The sequence below is a fragment of the Clostridium oceanicum genome (assembly GCF_039521385.1).
Classification (GTDB): Bacteria; Bacillota; Clostridia; order Clostridiales; family Clostridiaceae; genus Clostridium_F; species Clostridium_F oceanicum.
This window is the reverse complement of record NZ_BAAACG010000008.1, coordinates 233,287-253,365: the sequence shown is the minus strand read 5'-3', so window position 1 is coordinate 253,365 and position 20,079 is coordinate 233,287. Positions and strand designations below refer to the sequence as shown.

Annotated in this window: 17 protein-coding genes; 13 read left to right on the top strand and 4 right to left on the bottom strand. The window is 26.7% G+C overall.

What is annotated here, in order from left to right:
* Positions 1-50: 50 nt before the first annotated feature.
* Complete coding sequence (rpsA, locus tag ABDZ71_RS07355; protein ID WP_343760376.1) at positions 51-1,214, top strand: 30S ribosomal protein S1; 1,164 nt, start codon at positions 51-53, stop codon at positions 1,212-1,214.
* Positions 1,215-1,301: 87 nt separating this feature from the next.
* Here rpsA and ABDZ71_RS07350 read toward each other — a convergent pair whose 3' ends face one another.
* Entirely contained in the window at positions 1,302-2,135 is an 834-nt protein-coding gene (locus ABDZ71_RS07350; protein WP_343760374.1) for an N-acetylmuramoyl-L-alanine amidase family protein, read from the bottom strand.
* A 333-nt stretch (positions 2,136-2,468) separates the two neighbouring features.
* Between ABDZ71_RS07350 and ABDZ71_RS07345 the strand changes: the two genes are divergently transcribed.
* From ABDZ71_RS07345 to ABDZ71_RS07320, 6 genes are all read left to right on the top strand, one after another.
* Positions 2,469-2,885, top strand: coding sequence for an acyl-CoA thioesterase (locus ABDZ71_RS07345; RefSeq protein ID WP_343760373.1), 417 nt, complete (start codon positions 2,469-2,471; stop codon positions 2,883-2,885).
* A 50-nt stretch (positions 2,886-2,935) separates the two neighbouring features.
* Positions 2,936-4,198 carry a cytosine deaminase gene (gene codA, locus ABDZ71_RS07340; RefSeq protein WP_343760371.1) on the top strand — a complete coding sequence of 421 codons (1,263 nt, stop codon included), beginning with the start codon at positions 2,936-2,938 and terminating at the stop codon, positions 4,196-4,198.
* A gap of 160 nt (positions 4,199-4,358) precedes the next feature.
* Entirely contained in the window at positions 4,359-4,775 is a 417-nt protein-coding gene (locus ABDZ71_RS07335; protein WP_343760369.1) for a HutP family protein, read from the top strand.
* A gap of 490 nt (positions 4,776-5,265) precedes the next feature.
* Entirely contained in the window at positions 5,266-6,258 is a 993-nt protein-coding gene (locus tag ABDZ71_RS07330) for an ABC transporter substrate-binding protein (protein ID WP_343760367.1), read from the top strand.
* 19 nt (positions 6,259-6,277) lie between these two features.
* Positions 6,278-7,177: an ABC transporter permease gene (locus tag ABDZ71_RS07325; RefSeq protein WP_343760366.1), complete on the top strand. Its 900-nt coding sequence runs from the start codon at positions 6,278-6,280 to the stop codon at positions 7,175-7,177.
* Positions 7,143-7,937: an ABC transporter ATP-binding protein gene (locus ABDZ71_RS07320; protein WP_343760364.1), complete on the top strand. Its 795-nt coding sequence runs from the start codon at positions 7,143-7,145 to the stop codon at positions 7,935-7,937. Before ABDZ71_RS07325 ends, ABDZ71_RS07320 begins: the two co-directional genes overlap by 35 nt.
* A gap of 137 nt (positions 7,938-8,074) precedes the next feature.
* Here the strand turns inward: ABDZ71_RS07320 and ABDZ71_RS07315 are convergent, their stop codons facing one another.
* Positions 8,075-8,833 (bottom strand): MurR/RpiR family transcriptional regulator, encoded by a 759-nt coding sequence (locus ABDZ71_RS07315; RefSeq protein ID WP_343760363.1) that lies wholly within the window; start codon positions 8,831-8,833, stop codon positions 8,075-8,077.
* Positions 8,834-9,204: 371 nt separating this feature from the next.
* Between ABDZ71_RS07315 and ABDZ71_RS07310 the strand changes: the two genes are divergently transcribed.
* The 4 genes from ABDZ71_RS07310 to ABDZ71_RS07295 all read left to right on the top strand — a co-directional run bounded on the left by ABDZ71_RS07310 (position 9,205) and on the right by ABDZ71_RS07295 (position 13,998).
* Positions 9,205-10,527 (top strand): 6-phospho-alpha-glucosidase, encoded by a 1,323-nt coding sequence (locus tag ABDZ71_RS07310; RefSeq protein WP_343760361.1) that lies wholly within the window; start codon positions 9,205-9,207, stop codon positions 10,525-10,527.
* A gap of 312 nt (positions 10,528-10,839) precedes the next feature.
* Positions 10,840-12,411 carry a PTS transporter subunit EIIC gene (locus ABDZ71_RS07305; protein WP_343760360.1) on the top strand — a complete coding sequence of 524 codons (1,572 nt, stop codon included), beginning with the start codon at positions 10,840-10,842 and terminating at the stop codon, positions 12,409-12,411.
* Between the two features lie 22 nt (positions 12,412-12,433).
* A complete protein-coding gene (locus tag ABDZ71_RS07300; RefSeq protein WP_343760358.1) occupies positions 12,434-12,934 on the top strand; it encodes a PTS sugar transporter subunit IIA in 501 nt (166 codons plus the stop codon).
* Positions 12,935-13,176: 242 nt separating this feature from the next.
* The gene (locus ABDZ71_RS07295; RefSeq protein ID WP_343760357.1) at positions 13,177-13,998 is read left to right on the top strand and encodes a hypothetical protein; all 822 of its coding nucleotides are present in this window, start codon (positions 13,177-13,179) and stop codon (positions 13,996-13,998) included.
* Positions 13,999-14,053: 55 nt separating this feature from the next.
* Here ABDZ71_RS07295 and ABDZ71_RS07290 read toward each other — a convergent pair whose 3' ends face one another.
* Positions 14,054-16,063 (bottom strand): oxidoreductase, encoded by a 2,010-nt coding sequence (locus tag ABDZ71_RS07290; RefSeq protein WP_343760356.1) that lies wholly within the window; start codon positions 16,061-16,063, stop codon positions 14,054-14,056.
* Positions 16,064-16,553: 490 nt separating this feature from the next.
* Between ABDZ71_RS07290 and ABDZ71_RS07285 the strand changes: the two genes are divergently transcribed.
* Both ABDZ71_RS07285 and ABDZ71_RS07280 read left to right on the top strand, forming a co-directional pair.
* The gene (locus ABDZ71_RS07285; protein WP_343760354.1) at positions 16,554-17,318 is read left to right on the top strand and encodes an ABC transporter ATP-binding protein; all 765 of its coding nucleotides are present in this window, start codon (positions 16,554-16,556) and stop codon (positions 17,316-17,318) included.
* Entirely contained in the window at positions 17,305-19,269 is a 1,965-nt protein-coding gene (locus ABDZ71_RS07280) for an FtsX-like permease family protein (RefSeq protein ID WP_343760353.1), read from the top strand. The genes ABDZ71_RS07285 and ABDZ71_RS07280 overlap by 14 nt, the downstream gene beginning before the upstream one ends.
* 200 nt (positions 19,270-19,469) lie before the next feature.
* On the opposite strand, the gene ABDZ71_RS07275 is transcribed toward ABDZ71_RS07280, so the two are convergent.
* Positions 19,470-19,907, bottom strand: a complete 438-nt coding sequence (locus tag ABDZ71_RS07275; RefSeq protein ID WP_343760352.1) for an NUDIX domain-containing protein — start codon at positions 19,905-19,907, stop codon at positions 19,470-19,472.
* Between the last annotated feature and the right edge of the window lie 172 nt (positions 19,908-20,079).

The following is a 20,079-nucleotide window of genomic DNA, read 5'->3' as shown; positions in this document are numbered from 1 at the left end:
TGATAAAATAATAGTTATATAATGAAATAAACATTTAAGGAGTTGTTATTATGTCAGAAGAAATTTCAATGAATGATATGATGAATCAAATTGATTCTTCAATGAAAAAAATACATAAAGGGGATGTAATTAAAGGTAGAGTTATATCAGTTTCAGAAAATGAAATTGTAGTAAATATAGGATACATAACAGATGGGATAATTCCTAAAGCTGAATTTGAAGTTAAAGAGGAAGAAAATCTTGAAGATTTAGTAAAGGCTGAAGATGAAATAGAAGTTTATGTACTTAAAGTAAACGATGGAGAGGGCAGCGTTTTATTATCTCAAAAGAAAGCGAAAGAAATAGCTTCATGGAGAGAACTTGGAAAAATATTTAAGACTAAAGAAAAAATAAAAGTTACTGTAAAAGATGTAGTAAAAGGTGGAGTTATAACATTTATAAATGGAATAAGAGCCTTTATACCAGCTTCTCACTTATCAATTAACTATGTAAAAGATCTTAATGAATTTAAAGGAAAAACTTTAGAAGTTCAAATGATAGAGTTTAATAAAAGTAAAGGAAAAGTTGTTCTTTCAAGAAAAGTGATTGAGCAAAAGGAAGAAGAAATAAGAAAAGAGAACCTATGGGAAAGTCTTGAAGAAGGAAAAAAAGTAAAAGGTGTAGTTAGAAGACTTGAAAAATTTGGAGCTTTTGTAGATATTGGTGGAGTAGATGGATTAGTTCATAATTCACAATTATCTTGGGGAAGAGTTAAACATCCATCAGAAGTAGTATCTATAGGCGATGAAGTTGAAGTATTTGTATTAGATTTTGATAAAGAATCTGGTAGAATATCTCTTGCTTTAAAAGATGTAAAAGAAGATCCTTGGAATAATATAGAAGGCAAATATAAAACAGGAGATGTAGTAGAAGGTGTTGTAGTAAAATTAATGGATTTTGGTGCCTTTGTAGAGCTTCAAAAGGGTATTGAAGGATTAGTTCATATATCACAAATATGTGATGAAAACATAGCTAAGCCATCTGATAAACTAAATAAAAAAGATAAAGTTAAAGTTAAAATATTAGATGTAAATGGAAAAGAAAAAAGAATATCTTTAAGTATAAAAGAAGCTATGCAAAAACCTAAAGTAGATGTTTCTAAATTTGATGATTCTAAAGAAGATGATATGAAACTAGGAGATCTATTTGGAGATAAACTTAAAGATTTATTTTAATAGTATAAATTTAAATAACAAAAGATTTTTATAATTTTTTAAAATTATAAAAATCTTTTTTTTTATACATATTAAAAAATTGAGGATTTAATCTTTGTTTGATAAATATTCTAAAACGCCTTCAGAGATTCCTTTAGCAGATTTAGCTTGTCCTTCTTTTGAAGTTAAAAATTTTGCATCAGAGGAATTACTTAAAAATCCTAATTCAATTAATGTGGCAGTAGAATTGTTAAGGGTTAATACAGCTAAGGATTTAATTGATTCGTTTTTTATTCCTCTATTTTTAGTATAGTTGTAACTTGAAAGTTTATTAATTATATTTTTAGCTAATTTTTCACTTTGAGTATTTGGAAATCTAATCCACCCTTCCATTCCATTGTGAGCGGTGTTTTCGTTAGCATTACAATGAATTGATACAAATGCATCTGAGTTAGAATCATTTGAAATCTTTACTCTAGCTCTAAGATCTTTTTTATTATTAGAAGGCCAAGAAACATTATCGCTTGTTCTAGTCATTATTACATTTACCCCTTTTTCTTCTAATAGTCTTTTTACCTCAAGTCCGATTTTTAAAGTTATTTCTTTTTCATGCATCATACCATCAATAGTGCTTGTACCTACATCATAGCCACCATGACCTGGATCTATTGTAACTGTAAATTTAGAATATTTACTAAAATTTTTTGTGGTAGTAACTGATTCATTAGGTATAGGAGTAGTAAAATCCTTATACATATTTAATAGTTTTTTACCCATGAAACCAGAAAAAAGTACAATTATAATTAGTAAAAATAATCTTAGTTTTAATTTTTTAATGACTCTTTTTTTCTTTAAGTATTTGTTTTTCTTTTGCCTTTTATAATCTAAATATTTTTTTGAATACTTAAAATCTTTTTTTCCTTGGTGTTTTTTTGGTTTCATATATAATATCCTTTCAATATAATCACACTAAATTTAAGTATATAAATATTATAATAAAATAATGTATTGTATGTTTTTTATATGTGTAAAAAAGTTGTAACTTATAATGGATAACTCTTGATATGTTAGCTGTTTTATATGATATAAAACTAATATCCTAGCTTTCATTTGACATAAATTCTTAATATTTGGTATTATTTTATGATATAATTTTTATTATAAATGTATTAGGAATATGAAAACAAATAATAAATAAAATATATTAGTATACTGACTAGTTATTTATTTGAATATATATTTGTATAAATTTCTAATTTAGAAGGAGTTATGATTATGTATATCAACAAAACAGAAATAACCGTTAGATATGTAGAAACAGATAAGATGGGAATAGTTCACCATTCTAAATATTATCCATGGTTTGAAATAGGAAGAAGTGAGTTTATAAAAGCTACAGGGTTAAGTTACAGTGATATAGAAAATCAAAATATAATGATGCCTTTATCAGAAACTTATTGTAAGTATTTAAAGCCTGCAAAATATGAAGATAGAATTATTATAGAAACTTATATAAAAGAGTTTTCTCCTGTAAAAGTTATATTTGAATATAAAATAATAAATAAAGAAAATAATCAATTGTTAGCTAGAGGGAAAACAAAGCAAGCATTTGTATATGCAGATACTTTTAAGCTTATGAATCTAAAAAAATATAATGAAGGTTTATGGAAAAAATTTAAAGATTTAATTTAATTATTTAAAATATATTCGATTTCTAAATCTTGGGGAAAGGTGTGTGTAATATGTTAATAAAGAATGTTAGATTAAGAGGAAGAAATGGTTTATTTCAGATATTAATAAAAAATAAAAAAATAGAAAAAATAGCACCTATAATACCAACAGATGATAAAGAAGAAATTGATGGTAAAGGAGGACTAGCTCTAGAACCTTTTATTGAACCTCATATACATTTAGATACAGCATTAACTGCAGGAGAACCTAGGTGGAACTTAAGTGGAACTTTGTTTGAAGGAATAGACTGCTGGAGTGAAAGAAAAAAATATTTGAATACTGTTGATGTTAAGGAAAGAGCAAAAAAAACATTAAAGTGGCAAATTGCAAATGGAATACAGTATGTTCGTACTCATATAGATGTTACAGATGAAAAATTAACTGCATTAAAGGCACTTTTAGAAGTAAAAAAAGAAATGAGTCCTTTTATAAATATGCAGATAGTAGCTTTTCCACAGGAAGGAGTCCTTTCTTATCCTAAATCATTAGAACTTTTAGAAGAATCATTGAAGCTTGGAGCAGATGCAGTAGGTGCAATACCTCATTATGAATTTACTAGGGAATATGGAGTAGAATCTATAGAAAAAATAATAGATTTAGCAATGAAATATGATAAGCTTATAGATGTTCATTGCGATGAGATAGATGATGATCAATCAAGATTTTTAGAAGTTTTAGCTACAAAAGCCTATGAAAATCAAATAGGTAAGAGGGTAGCTGCCAGTCATACTACAGCTATGCACTCTTATAACAATGCATATGCTAGAAAACTATTTAGAATATTAAAGTTATCAAAGATAAATTTTGTATCTAATCCTTTAGTAAACATACATCTTCAAGGAAGATTTGATACTTATCCTAAAAGAAGAGGTATAACTAGAGTTAAAGAGCTTATGGAAGAAGATATAAACGTATGTTTTGGTCATGATGATATATTTGATCATTGGTATCCACTTGGCACAGGTAATATGCTAGAAGTTTTAAAAATGGGACTTCATGCATGTCAAATCATGGGCTATGAAGATATAAAAAAATCTTTAGATTTTATAACAATAAATGGAGCTAAAACATTAAATATTGATGATAAATATGGAATAAAAGAAGGCAATTTAGCTAATATGATAATCCTTTCAGAAAAAGATGAATATGATGTTATAAGAAAAAATGCAACAGTTATTTATTCTATTAAAGAGGGAAGTATAATAGCTAAAGGAAGACCATCAGAAGTTGACGTTTTGTTACCACATAAAGAAAAAATAAATTTTGACAAGTAGTATGTTTTTTTATAAATATTAATAGAGGAAATAAGATGATACTAACTCTAGGATTTAATTACATCTATGGTAAATAAAAAAATATTTTTGTATATATTTATGATAAATATTTTAAATAGGAGTTGTTTTTATATACAGGTTATAAAGGAGATTAGTTTTTATGAGAGTAGAAAGTGAAAAAGTAGCTAAAGCTTGTATAAAAATGGCCATATCAACCAGAGAAGAAGAAAAAATATTGATAAGTAAATTTAAAGAAAAAGGAATACTTACAACTGCAGTAGATGTAGGTGGAAATATAAATAATAGTATGTCTAAAATAATTGAAAGAGCGTTAGTTGCATCTAAAAGATCTGGTCTTACAAAAGAGTGCCATGTCCATGATGGAGCAGTAGCTGGTGCAACTAGAGAAGCGGTGCTTCAAGTAGCAGAAAAAGCTAATGGGTTAAATGTTGGAGGGAAAATTGGAATAGCTAGATGTGATGAACATATAAGTGTATGCATATTTATGAGCATAGGACTTTTACATTTAAATGAAGTAGTAATAGGTCTTGCACATCGTTCAATTCCAAATTTATAAATTTTTAGGAAAAATGAATTTATTAATAATATCTTGACAGAATTTATAAATAACGTTAAGATATTATTAACATAATTTTGTACAAATAATTATTAAGTTTATGTAGTGCAGTAGAAATTTTGTAGGAAGATAATTATTTGTTTTTAGTTTAAGTTTTTAATTTACTTAGAAGTATTTTATATTTAGCAAAATTGTAGAATAGTAAGTTATTTGTTTGTAGTAGGAGTATGTTTTGCTTATAAAATATCTGTGAATTTATTTGTAGTAGTTTGGTATAATATTATAAAATTGTAGACTTTTAAAAGCTCATTTAAAAAGAAGCTTTTAAGTATTATGATTTAAAATTGGAGTATAGTAGGTTAAGTAGGATATATTGGAATAAATAAAGAAAGATGCAAGTGAAATATTTTGCATTGTTTATTTAGCATATAACTCTTCCTAGGAAGAGATTTTTTATTTTATAATAATTTAATATTTGGAGGATGGTAGTATGGTAGTTAAAAAGAAATTATCAATTTTATTAGTAGTAGCGTTATTTATTACAATTCTAGGTGGCTGTTCAAAGTCAGGTTCAAAAGCCTTAAAAGATAAGAAGGTATTAAATATAGGAATTATGCAAATCGTAGAGCATCCAGCACTTGATTTAGCCAGAAAAGGTTTTGTAGAAACATTAGCTAAAAATGGTTTTAAAGATGGAGAAAAAATTAAATTGGATGTTCAAAATGCACAAGGTGATATGGCAACTATTCAAACTATAGCTAAGAATTTCACATCACATAAAAAAGATATGATTTTTGCTATAGCAACGCCTTCAGCTCAAGCAGCTTACAATTCAACTAAAAAAACCCCAATAGCAATAACAGCAGTTACAGATCCTAAAGAAGCAAAACTTGTAAAGTCTTTAGAAAAATCAGGTACTAATGTTTTTGGTACTTCAGATAAAATATCAGTAGATGAGAATTTTGATTTAATTAAAAAGATATTGCCAGGTAAAAAGAAAATAGGAATATTATATAACACTAGTGAGAAAAACTCTGAGATTCAAGTTAAAGATGCAGAAAAGGCAGCTGAAAAATTTGGATTTGAAATTGTAAAGCAAGGAATAACTAATGTTAATGACATTCATCAATCTTTAGCTTCTATATTAGGAAAAGTAGATGTTATGTTTATCCCAACAGACAATACAGTAGCATCTGCTATGCCTTTTATAAGTAACGAATGTAACAAAAAGAAGATTGCTATAATAGGATCTGAAGAAGCTCACGTAAAAGCTGGAGCCTTAGCAACATCAGGTATAGATTACTATAAATTAGGAGCAAAAACAGCAGAAATGGCTATTGATGTTATAAATGGTAAAGATCCTAAGGAAACAAAAATCGAATTTATGAAAGAAACTGAATTAGTTATAAATGAAAAGGCAGTTGAAAAGCTTGGAATAAAAATTCCAAAAGATTTAGAAAATAAAGCTAAAAAAGTAAAGTAAAAGACGGTGGTGAATAACAATGGATTTATTAATTAGTATTTTAGAACAAGGATTTATATTTGCAATTGTGTGCTTAGGAGTTTATATAACCTATAAAATATTGGATTTTCCAGATCTTTCGGTAGATGGAACTTTTCCCTTAGGAGCAGCTGTGGTAGCAGCTTGTCTTACAAAAGGAATGAATGCTTATATAGCTTGTTTAGTAGCACTTTTAGTAGGAGCTTTAGCAGGAATGGTTACTGGAATACTTCATGTTAAGTTTAAAATAAGTAACTTGCTTTCTGGAATATTAGTTATGGTAGCATTATATTCAGTTAACCTTAGAATAATGGGAAAATCAAATATACCTTTATTTAACCAAGAGCATATATTTTCTACTATAGAAAATCCTATAATAGTGATTACTATACTGCTTATAGTTTGTAAAATTTTATTAGATTTATTTTTAAACACTAAGGCAGGATTTTCTTTAAAGGCAGTAGGAGATAACGAACAGCTAGTTACATGTCTTGGAATAAACAAAGATTTAGTAAAAATAATAGGGCTTATGATATCTAATGCATTAGTAGCATTAGGAGGAGCTGTAATGGCGCAATATCAAGGCTTTTCAGATGTAGGTATGGGAACTGGTATAGTAGTTATGGGTCTTGCATCTGTAATAATTGGAGAATCTTTATTTGGAAAAATGACTTTCTTAAAATCTACATTTACAGTAATTTTAGGATCTTTAATATATAAAGCAGCAGTAGCTTTAGCTTTAGAAGTAGGCCTTGCTCCTACAGATTTAAAATTAATTACAGCAGTTATTGTTGTTATAGCTCTAACATTAAGTAAAAATCCTTTTAATTTAAGAAAGAAAAAATCAGCTAAAGGAGGGACTTTAAATGCTTCAAATACAGAATCTGTCCAAAGTGTTTAATAAAGGAACAGTAAATGAAAATAGTTTATATAACAATCTAAGTTTTCATGTAAGTAATGGAGATTTTATAACTATAATAGGAAGTAACGGAGCAGGGAAATCTACTCTTTTAAATATGATATCAGGAAATTTAAATCCAGATGAAGGAGCAATAGTTTTAGATGGAGTCGATATAACTTATAATAAAGAATATAAAAATTCAAAATATATAGCTAGAGTTTTTCAAAATCCATCTTTAGGAACAGCCCCTAGTATGACTATACTTGAAAATATGTCTATGGCATACAATAAAGGGAAAAAATTTGGCCTTTCAAGAGGTATAAATAAAAAGAATATTTCTATGTTTACAAAGCTTTTAAAGAAAGTAAATTTAGGTCTTGAAGATAAATTAAATGTTAAAGTTGAATCTTTGTCTGGAGGACAAAGGCAGGCGCTATCTTTAATAATGGCAGTTATGAAAAAACCTAAAGTTTTATTATTAGATGAGCATACAGCTGCCCTTGATCCAAAAACTTCTAAAAGAATAATTGAAATAACTAAAGAAGTAGTTTTAGAAGATAATATAACAACACTTATGGTAACACATGATTTAAATCAGGCAATTACTTTAGGAAATAGACTTATAATGATGCACAAAGGAAATATAGTTTTAGATGTTAAAGCTGAAGAAAAAAAATCTTTAACAAAAGAAAAACTATTTAAATGTTTTGAAGAAATTCATGTGGAAGATAGTTTAAGTGATAGGGTTTTATTCTCTTAAAAGAGATTAAAATATATTGAGATTATAACGATACCCCAAATTGTTTTATCTCTTAAATGCTTAAAACAACAGGAAACTGCTAAGCTATTTAATAGCTTAGCAGTTTTTCTATGTGTTTTACATATATATTTTCTCTTTTATGAAGATATATTTAATTTGTTTAAGTATTTAAAAAATATGTATTCCATAAGGAAAAGACATTGAAGTCTTGATTCAAAATTTAAATTTTGAATTTTGAAAGATGTAGAATTTACAAATAAAGATTTATCAGCAATTTTGCAAAGGGAATTTATACTCATATTAGTTACAGAAATAACTGTTGCACCCCTTGTTTTGGCTATATTAGATGCTTTTAGCACAGAATTTGTTTCGCCAGATAAAGAAATTGCAAAAACCACATCATTTTTTTTAAGGGAACTAGCAGATAAAAACATTATACTAGAGTCATCATAACTATAAGCAGCTCTACCTAAAGTTCTGAATTTTTTTGAAATCTCTTTGCATATCATTTCAGAAGAACCTGCTCCAAAAAAATCAATTTTATTTGCATTATCTAAAAGATTCAAAATTTGATCTATCATAGAATCATTTATCATATCTTTAGTTTTTTCAATATCTTTTAATATATTTATTTGGTTATGGCCTTGAGAAATACTTAAGTTATCATTATCTGTAATAGACATTGATAGGTTAGTTTTAAGTTCAGAGTAACCACTAAATCCAAGTTTCTTGCAAAATCTTATTATGCTTGCAGGAGAAATGAAAGTTTTAGAGGCTACATCTTGTATTTTCATGTTTTTTATATTAGAAGCATTTTTTATAAAAAAGTCAAGAAGTTCGCTTTCACTTTTATTTAAATTTGCTTTTTTTTCATTTACTATTGTAAAAAAGTCCATATATGCCTCCTTATGTTAATAAAATTATAGTGTTTAAATATTAGTTGATTATTATAAAATCTTTATTTTATATAGGTAAGAAAGTAATACTTAAATTATATTTCAAATCTTTTTAAATATAAATTTTAAATTAAATGATTTTTCCTTTTAAAATACTGTATATAGGTATATTATATAACATTATCATGAATTTTTAAATTTTATATATTGCATTATGAAAAAAATTTACTAAAATGAAATTTTTTTTATCTATAAACAAAATTGATATTAGATGTAAAAGTATTTATATTGTGTTTTAGAGATTATATAATAGCACTATAAAAGAAACATTTAATTAAATGATTATATTATTTACAAAAGGAGAGATATATATGAAAAGATTTAATGTTACATTAGTTGGAGGGGGAAGTACTTGGACTCCTGGATTATTACAAAGTTTATGTAAATTAAAAGATAGATTTCCAATGAAAAAATTGGTATTATTTGATATTGATGAAAAAAGACAAAGGCCTATAGGAGAAGCTGCAAAAATATTATTTAAAGAACAATATGAAGAGTTGGAATTTCATTATACAACTAAAAGTGAAGAAGCATATAAGGATGTAGATTTTGTATTTATGCAAATGAGAACCGGTGGATTAAAAATGAGAGAAAAAGATGAAAAGGTACCATTAAGTATGGGACTTTTAGGACAAGAAACTTGTGGACCAGGTGGATTTGCTTATGGACTACGTTCTATAAAAGATATGATTAAGACAATAAATGATATACGCAAATATTCAAAAAAAGCATGGATTTTAAATTATACCAATCCAGCTGCAATAGTTGCAGAAGCTTTAAGAAGAGAATTCCCAGAGGATAAAAGAGTATTAAATATATGTGATCAACCAGTAAACCTTTTAAGATCTTATGGAAGGCTTTTAGAAATGGATTCTAAAGAATTTGAACCAGTTTACTTTGGATTAAATCATTTTGGGTGGTTTACACATTTATATGATAAAGAAGGAACTGATTTACTTCCAAAAATAAAAAAATTAGTTGTAGAAAAAGGATTTCAGCCAGCAGATGCTGAGCAACGTGATAAATCATGGCTTTATACTTATGGAGTTGTAAAGAATATGGTTGAGGATTTTCCAGATTACTTACCAAATACCTACTTACAATATTATTTATATCCAAAAGAAAAAGTTCAACATTTAGATCCTAAGTATACTAGAGCTAATGAAGTAATGGATGGAAGAGAAACACGTATATTTGAAGAATGTGAAAAAATAATTGAAAAAGGTACAGCTGAAGGGTCATCTTTTGTTCATAACGATGCACATAGTGAATTTATGATAGAAGTTGCAGAATCAATAGCTTATAACAAACAAAAGATGTATATTGTAATAGTTGAAAACAATGGTACAATTTCTAATATACAAGATGATGCTATGGTTGAAGTAGCAGCAGTTATGACATCAAATGGTCCAAGACCATTATCTGTAGGAAAAATACCTACATTTTATAAAGGTTTAATGGAAGGACAACTAGCCTATGAAAAATTAACAGTAGATGCTTATTATGAAAAGTCATATCAAAAAGCATTACAAGCATTAACATTAAATAGAACAGTAGTTTCAGCAAAAGAAGCTCGTAAAGTATTAGATGCTTTAATAGAAGTAAATAAAGATTATTGGCCAGAATTTAAATAAATATTAGGTTATAAACTTAAGGTCATTTTATAAATAAAAAATAAGCGCTTATTTTATATAAAATATATTAAAAATATTATTGTTACAAGATTTAAGATGATATAAATTTGAAAAAATTTTAAAAATTAAAAATAAAATAACAAAGAAGCATATAATTTTAAAGCCATTATAAATTTTTAAGGTATATATTTTGTTTATGTAAATAGCTTTTTTAATATATTAATCTTTTAGTAAACGTTATCTAAATAAAAATTAAGGATTTAATACTACTTTCTATATTGTTTAAATTATACAAAAGAAGGAGGAATAATAATGTCAGGTAATAAAAAGTATTTTGCATTTTTTCAAAAGCTAGGTAAAGTATTAATGACTCCAGTTATGATACTACCTATAGCAGGTATATTATTAGGTATTGGAGCAGCTTTTACTAGCGCATCTATTTTAAATGTTTGTCCAGCTTTGGAAAATCCTTTTGTACAACTAATATTTAAGCTTTTCAAAGTGGTTGGGGGTATAGTGTTTTCAAATTTACCAGTAATATTTGCAATATCTATTGCTATTGGTTACGTTAAGCGTGAAAAAGGTATAGCAGCTTTAGCAGCATTTATATCCTTTATAGTAATGCATAAAACAATGAGTACAATTCTTATATCATTAGGTAAATTAAATCCTGAAAAATTAACTACAGGACAATCTTTAATTTTAGGAATACCTTCATTGGATGTAGGGATTTTTGGAGGAATAATAATTGGATTTGTAGTAGCATATCTTCATAATAAATACTATGATATAATGTTGCCACCGGCGCTTTCAATATTTAGTGGAACTAAATTTGTACCTGTAATATCTATATTAGGTTCTATAGTAGTAGGAATAATATTATCATTTTTATGGCCTTTTGTTCAAACTGGATTAAGTAGTTTAAGTTTACTTATTAAAAGCACAGGAGCTATAGGAACATTTATTTATGGTTCGGTAGAACGTTTACTTTTACCTTTTGGACTTCACCATTTTGTGTATTTACCTTTCTTTTTTACAAGTCTTGGAGGTTCTGCAGAAATAGGAGGAAAAGTAGTAGAGGGAGCTATAAATATATTTCAAGCTCAACTGTCATCACCAACAGCTATGTTTGATATAAACGTTACTAGATTTTTAATGAATGGAAAAATTTTATTTGCATCATTTGGTTTGCCGGGAGCAGCTTTTGCAATGTATCATGTAGCAAGACCAGAAAATAAGAAAAAAGTGAAAGCTTTATTTATAGCAGCAGCAATTCCTGCTTTCTTTACAGGAGTTACTGAGCCTATTGAATTCTCATTTATGTTTATAGCACCAATTTTATATTTAGTTCATGCTGGAATGTCAGGACTTGCATATTTTTTAACTTATCTATTTAATATTAATGTACCAGGAAGCTCTGCATTTGGAGGACCATTTTTAAGTACTATATTTAATGGAATGTTACAATCTTCTAAAGGATCTAATTGGATATATATACCTATAATAGGGGTTATTTATTTCTTAGCTTATTATTTTATATTTAAAGGATTAATACTAAAATTAAATCTTAAAACACCAGGACGTGGAATAGAAGATTCATTAGAAGAAGATGAAAAAAATTCAACAATTTCTAAAGCTTCTGATGATATAATTAAAAATATAATAGAGGCTTTAGGGTCAAAAGAAAATATTCTTAGTGTAGATGCTTGCTTTACAAGACTTAGGGTGAAAGTTAAAGATAAATCTAAAGTTGCCGATGATAATAAATGGAAGAAACTTGGAGCTAATGGAGTAGTAAGGGTTCAAGATGGAGTACAGGTTATTTATGGAAATAAAGCAGATGTATATAAGAATAAAGTAAGAGAAGAAATTGGAATGGACTAAATATAATTAGGAGATGTTAGTTATGTTTAAAAGTGTTGTTAGTAAATTAGGTGGATCGAAGAAAGAAAGTATAATATCACCAGTAACTGGAGAGGTGGTAGACTTAACAGAAGTACCAGATCCAGTATTTTCTGAAAAACTTATGGGGGATGGTATTGCCATTATTCCCAGCTTAGGAGAAGTTTGTTCTCCAGTAGATGGAGAAGTAGTACAAATATTTGAGACAAAACATGCAATTTCTATAAGATCAGAGAAAGGTCTTGAGATAATACTTCACATAGGACTTGAAACTGTAAATCTTAAAGGAAAAGGTTTTAAATCATATGTAAAGGAAAATAAAAAAGTTAAAGCTGGAGATAAACTAATAAGTTTTGATTTAGACTTAATAAAGTCAGAAGGTTATAATCTTATAACACCTGTAGTTTTAGTTAATATGGATGAAAAAGTTAAAAAAATTGATAAGAAATTAGATAAGAAAAGTATTGCTGTAGGTGATATTGTCATGGAAGTTAAACTTAAATAAAAATATAATATAAAATTTAAATTAAAATCCATCAAATTTTTTATAAATTTGTTGGATTTTAATTTGGTAAATAAACATAAAAGTGTTATAATGTAGTAAACAAAATTAAAAATATTCACATAATTATGAATCCATTTTAGATGTTTTTATAAATTTAATTCTATTAATCAAATAATTTTATAAGCATATTACTGTGTAAAAAAATAATGTATTATTAATTAAATTGGTAGGAGGGATTCTTTATGGAAAGAAGAAACTATATTTTTAGCCATCCAAATCGAGTATTTGTAAGGGAAAATTGTATCTATCTAAAAAAACAGGAAGATGATTTATGGATTAAATCTAAAGGTGAAGTAGTTATACCTGTAGATGGGTTAAAGGAAAATCAAGATCCATATGTGTTTTCTAATCCATGGATATATGGAAATTCTAATAATAAAATATCATTAACAGAACCTATTTGTGAAGAATCAACAATTCTATTTGGAAAATATCATAAAGATTGCTATAGTGGAAACTATAAATTTTTAGTAGATAACATATTCATTGTAGATAAAAAATATTCATTAGATAATAAATCAGAAAGAAGTATATTTCTAGATCATTTCGTAAAAGATTACCCTAATTTTAAAGAAAACAAAATATATAAAGATTTTTCAAATAAAATGCTTAACTATAATAAATCTCTAAATCTTATTTTAAGTTCAAAACTCTTAAACAGCAAATCTGATTTCATAAATTTAAAAGATTATAAATATAAAAATTTATTTAGCTTTATTCCTTTAATAAAAGATAATAACAACAAATTTAGTCTAATAGATATAATGCCAGTTATATTAAAATATAATCCAGATCATTTTAACAATTTCTTAAAGAATCCTAAAAAATTATATCCGATAGATAGTATTACTTTGAAACATGTAATAGATTATGTTTTGAAAAATTCTAATACATTAATTACTGAAACTGAAAGTATAGGAGCACCTAAAAAACTTGATATGAAACTTCAATATGAATATTATAAGTTGATTTATGGAGGTTTAAATAAAGCTGCTAATATATAAAAAATATATAATGTGTAAAGGTATTCTTAAAACTATTTTAAGAATACCTTTATTTTTAAATGTTTCTACCTATTTCGTAAGCATCCCATATAGCATTCATAATATTTTTCACCTTTCTTGCATCGCCTAAAAGATATGTCTCTTTATCAGAGTATTTAATCTTTTCATATATTGAATTATTAGAGTTATATCCAATAGATAAAATTATAGAATCTGTTTTTAGTTCCTTTTCTTTTAGTGGATTTTTAGATTTTATAGTAATCCCATTAGTTGTAGCTTTTTCTATAAAAGTATTTGTATATATTTTTGCGCCATAAAAATTTAAAAGATCTTTTAACATTTGACTATTAGCATGGCAAAGGGCTGGTCCAGAGGATAAAATATCATCAAGAGCTTCTATAATAGTAACTTTTTTACCTTGCTTTAAAAGCCATAGAGCAGTTTCACATCCTACTAAGCCACCACCTACAACGATACATGATTTGCCAGGTTTTTTATTTTTTAAAAGTACTTCTTGAGCTGTATATATTTTATTTATAGTTCCTTTTATATCTAATTTTTTAGGAGTTGATCCTGTAGCTACAATAATTACATCAGGATTAAGTTTATTTACTTTTTCTGCAGTGATTTTATTGTTTAGATAAATATCAACATTTTGATTCTTTAGTTGATTTTCATACCATTTAATAAGATATCTATCATTTTCTTTAAAATCAGGAACTGAACCTGGAATAAGATTTCCACCTAATTTATCTTCTTTTTCATAGATAGACACTTTATGTCCTCTTATAGAACATACCCTTGCAGCTTCACACCCAGCTATTCCACCGCCTATTATTAAAATATCTTTTATTTTTTTGCAAGGTTTTAAATCATAGTCTTTTTCTCTACCAGTTGATGGATTTACAGCACAGGATATAGGACCACCTAAAGCGATTCTACCCATACACCCATCTTGGCAGGAAAGGCATGGACGAATATTCTCTAATTTATTTTCTTTGATTTTTCTTGGAAGATAAGGGTCAGCTAAAAGTGGTCTTCCAAGACCTATCATGTCCGTTTTCCCTTTTTTTATAGAATCACTTGCAAGGTCAGGATCATCCATTCTTCCAGCAGTTATTACAGGTACTTTTAATATTTTTTTTAATTTTTCATTTAATGAAAGATACATTCCTTTTTTAAAGTACATAGGTGGATGATTCCAATACCATGAATCATAGGTTCCAGCATCGGAATTAAAGGCATCATAGCCTGCTTCTTCTAATATTTTAGCAGCTTTTAAACCTTCAGGAAGATCACGACCTTTTTCTTCAAATTCTTCTCCAGGAAGTGCGCCCTTATTATAATCTTTAATATAACTTTTAACGCTATAACGAAGAGATACAGGAAAATCATTTCCGCATTCTTTTTTTATATTTTTCAAAATTTCTATAGGGAAACGTAGTCTATTTCTAAGGCTTCCTCCATATTTATCCCTTCTTTTATTAAAGAAAGATATAGTAAATTGATCTAGTAGATATCCTTCGTGAACAGCGTGGACTTCTACCCCATCAAATCCACAATCTTTTGCTATAGAAGCAGATTCACCAAATTTTTTTATATAAGTTTCTATTTCTTCTATGGTAAGTTCTCTACAAGTTAGATTAGGTATCCATTTATGTGGAATTGGTGATGGTGCTATAGGCTTTAAATCTCCAACCATAGAAGGAATACTAACCCTTCCAAATCCAGCAGTTAATTGTAAGAAAATTTTTGAATTATAGGCATGAACTCTTTCAGTAAGAATTTTTCCCATTTTTATAAAATTTGTAGGGTTAATAGTAGGGCAAGGCATTGAAGGCATAGTGCATTTTTCTATATTGTTTTCTACATAAGTTACACCAGTTATGATTAACCCAGTTCCACCTTCTGCTCTTTTAACATAATATTCAATTCCTTTTTCGTTGAAGCTTCCATCTTTAGAGCATAATCCTGAAGGCCCCATAGGAGCCATTGCAAATCTGTTTTTTATTTCAAGTGTTCCTATTTTAATTGGATCAAACAGATTAGAATATTTGTTTTTCACATCCATTCCCCCTTTATTTTAATGGAATTTTTAGTAAATAAAATAAACAATACACCATTGTTATAAAATAATTAATATTGAAAATGATTTAATCTAATTAATAGAATTTACTTTTGAAAAGTTTATTGATTAGATTTTAATGATTATAAACTAATGTATGATTTTATCTTATAAAGATATTCATAAATATCTTTATAAGATAGATAATTAGAGTTTATTGTTAGTAAATAAGAATTATAAATTTTTTAAAATGGTAAAACACTAATAGGAAAAATAAAATTTTATATTGGGCACAATATATAGTATAATTGTAGGCATTTTAGTGTATATAAATATAATTTTTAAAATTTAATTTATAAGTTACAAAAGTGTAAGGATTAATATTTGATTTGTAAGTTTTATAAATGGTAGCATATAGTATATTGCTATAAAATAAGATTGTGAGTTATTAAAAAGGAAAAATTATTTTCACTAGGAGGAAATTTATTATATGAAAAATGTATTAGTAGCTAAAAGTTTAAAAAAAGTTTATGGAGCTAAAGGAAATGTGTATACTGCACTTAATGACATAAATTTTCAAATAAAAGAAGGAGAGTTTATAGGTATAATGGGTCCTTCTGGAGCTGGTAAAACTACATTACTTAATATAATATCTACTATTGATACTCCAAGTTCTGGAACAGTTTTAGTAGATGGAAAAAATATAGTTGGTATGAAAGAAGAAAGATTATCTGCTTTTAGAAGAAGTAAATTAGGCTTTATATTTCAAGATTTTAATTTATTAGATTCATTAACTTTAAAAGAAAATATAGTTCTTCCACTAGCACTTTCAAATGTTAAAGTATCAGAAATAGAAAAAAGAGTAAATGAAATAGCAACTACTTTAGGAATAAAGGAAATTTTAAATAAATATCCTTATCAAGTTTCCGGAGGACAAAAACAAAGAGCAGCTTCTGCTAGAGCTATAATAAATAAACCATCATTAATACTTGCAGATGAACCAACAGGAGCTTTAGATTCTAAATCTGCAACAGAGCTTTTACAATGTTTAACAGATTTAAATGAAAATAATAATGCTAGCATAATGATGGTAACTCATGATGCTTTTTCTGCAAGTTATTGTAAAAGAATATTATTTATAAAAGATGGTGAAATATTTACTGAATTAGTAAGAGGGGGAAGCAGAAAGGAATTCTTTGATAAAATCTTAGATGTGCTTTCAACTTTGGGAGGTGCAGTTAATGAACTTAGCTAGTTTAGCTTATAAAAATGTAAAAAGAAATTTTTATAACTACTTTTTATATTTTATATCAGTAGTTTTTAATATAATGTTATATTTTACATTTGCCTCAGTACAATATAATGATCAAGTATTAAAAATGGCAGAAGGAATGGATAAATTAAGCAAAGTATTTAAAGGCGCATCTATAATGATTGCTTTATTTGCAGCTTTATTTATATGGTATTCAAGTTCATTTTTTATAAAGAAAAGAAAGAAAGAAATAGGACTTTATTCATTACTTGGATTAAAAAAATCACAAATAGGCAAAATGCTTTTTTATGAAAATTTAGTTATAGGTGGACTAGCTCTTATAGTGGGAATAGTCTTAGGAACACTACTTTCAAAGGGATTTATAATGTTAATGATGAAAGTTATGGCAGTAGATGGATTAGTTACTTTTAAGTTAATACCAAAAGCTATGATACAAACAGCTATAGTATTTACAATACTATTTTTCTTAACTTCAACATATGGAGCAAGCACTATATATAGATATAAACTTATACAATTATTTAAAGCAGATAAAACTGGAGAAAAACAGCCTAAAGCATCTTCAATTTTTGCAATTATTTCAGTTATTATGATTGTACTTTGTTATTTATTAGTTTTAAAATTTGAAGTAGGATTTATGGTAAAACTAGTAGGTGGACTTATTCTTGCTGTAATAGGAACCTTTGGAGTATTTTCCTCTTTTACTATATTTGCTATAAAAATTTCTAAGAAAAATAAGAAAAAACATTATAAAAATATAAATATGATAGGTTCTTCTCAGCTTCTTTATAGAATAAAAGCAAATGCAAGAACTCTTGCTACAATAGCATTACTTACAGCTACAACACTAACTTGTATGGGAACAGCAGCAGTATTTTATTATGATGTAACAGCAAATATATCAAAGGAATTTCCTGTTACTATGGCATATCATGACAATTCAAAAGAGTTAGATAAAAAGGTTGAAGATATAATTGCTAGATATCCAGAACATAAAAAAGAAGACACTGTAGAAGCAAATTTTCTAAAAATATCAGGTAGTATGCCTAATACTCATAAAGATGAAAGGAAAACAAAAGGTCCTTTTAATAAGTTATATAAAGTTTTTGTGTTAAAAGAAAGCGAATTTAGAGATATTTACAAAAAAACTAGAAAAGATATAGATAAAATACCTAAACTATCTAATGAAAATGAAACAATAATATTTACTGAGTTTTTTAATAACAAATTTGAAGATACCTATAAAGGTAAGACTGCTAAAGTAATTTCTAATAATAAATTAAAAAAAGATTTAAAAGTAAAGTATTTTGAAAACAGTACTTTAATCAGTAAAAACGTTACAGGAGATATAGTAGTTGTAAAAGATAACTTATATGATAAGCTTTATTCGAAAGATAGTTTTTATAGAATAAAAGGCTATATGATAAAAAGTCCACGTAAAGCAAAAGCTTTAGAAGAAGATTTACAAAAGATAAAACCTAAACAACCACCTATTAAATCATTTGATGATAGTTATTATGTATATTCCTCTTACACTTCTCAATACATAGGAGGAATGATGGGAACAGGAATGTTAGTATTTATAGGTGGAGCTATAGGTCTAATATTTTTAATATCTACAGGAAGTATAATATTTTTCAAGCAACTGTCAGAAGCAGAAGATGATAAAGGAATGTATAAGATATTAAGAAAAATTGGAGTAAGTAGTAAACTTATAAAGGGATCTATAAGAAAGCAAATGTTATTTATATTTGGATCACCTTTAGTATTAGGTATAATTCATAGTTTAGTAGCATTTACATTTTTATCAGATATGTTAAATAAAAATTTATTTACACCTATATTTACAACTTTTGTTGTATATGCAGTGATTTATATATTCTATTATTTCTTAACTGTATATTACTACACTAATATAGTTAATGAGAAATAAAAAATAAAAATTTAAAAATAGATTTAGTTATTTAATGTTTAAATATAGTCTTGTAAAGATGTATAAAGTATATAATAAAAGAACCAGTATTTTGCTGGTTCTTTTATTTGTTGAAAATTATAAAATTTCATATGAGTTTACTAAATTTAAAATATATGATGTTTTTTTATGGAATTTATAATGGTATACAGTTAATAATATTATCTAACATAAGGTCCTTTTTTAGATAAAGCATCTTTTATCCAAGTAGGGTTCATTTTTAGTATATTAGTAGGTAGGTCATCTATAGAGAAAAATTTAGCATCTAAAGTTTCAGGCGAGTCATTACATAGCTTGCCACCAGTAATTTTTCCTTCAAAAAAACAAGTTACAAAGTGAGTTATTCTTCCATTTGGATATTTAACTATTTGAAATTTAGGATCAGAATATATTGAAATTAATCGGACTATTTTAATATGTAGTCCAGTTTCTTCAAATATTTCTCTAATAGCAGCATTAGTTATAGTTTCTCCATATTCAACATGTCCAGAAGGAATTCCCCAAACTTTCATATCAGATCTTTTTTGTAATAAGATATTTTTGTTACGGTCAAAGACAGCAACAGCTATAGCAGGAAGTATTTCATCTTTTTTAAACATAATAGTAATCCCCCTTATTAAAGTAATTTATAAAAACTATTTGTTTTTAGTTTTTTAACAAAAAAAGCCCGAAAGATAAAATTTAGCGCACTTAAATACGCTAAACCTTCCCCCTCGGGCATTTTATTCCACAGGTGCCTCTTAAAATAAGAGATGTAGCGCTTGGTCACAG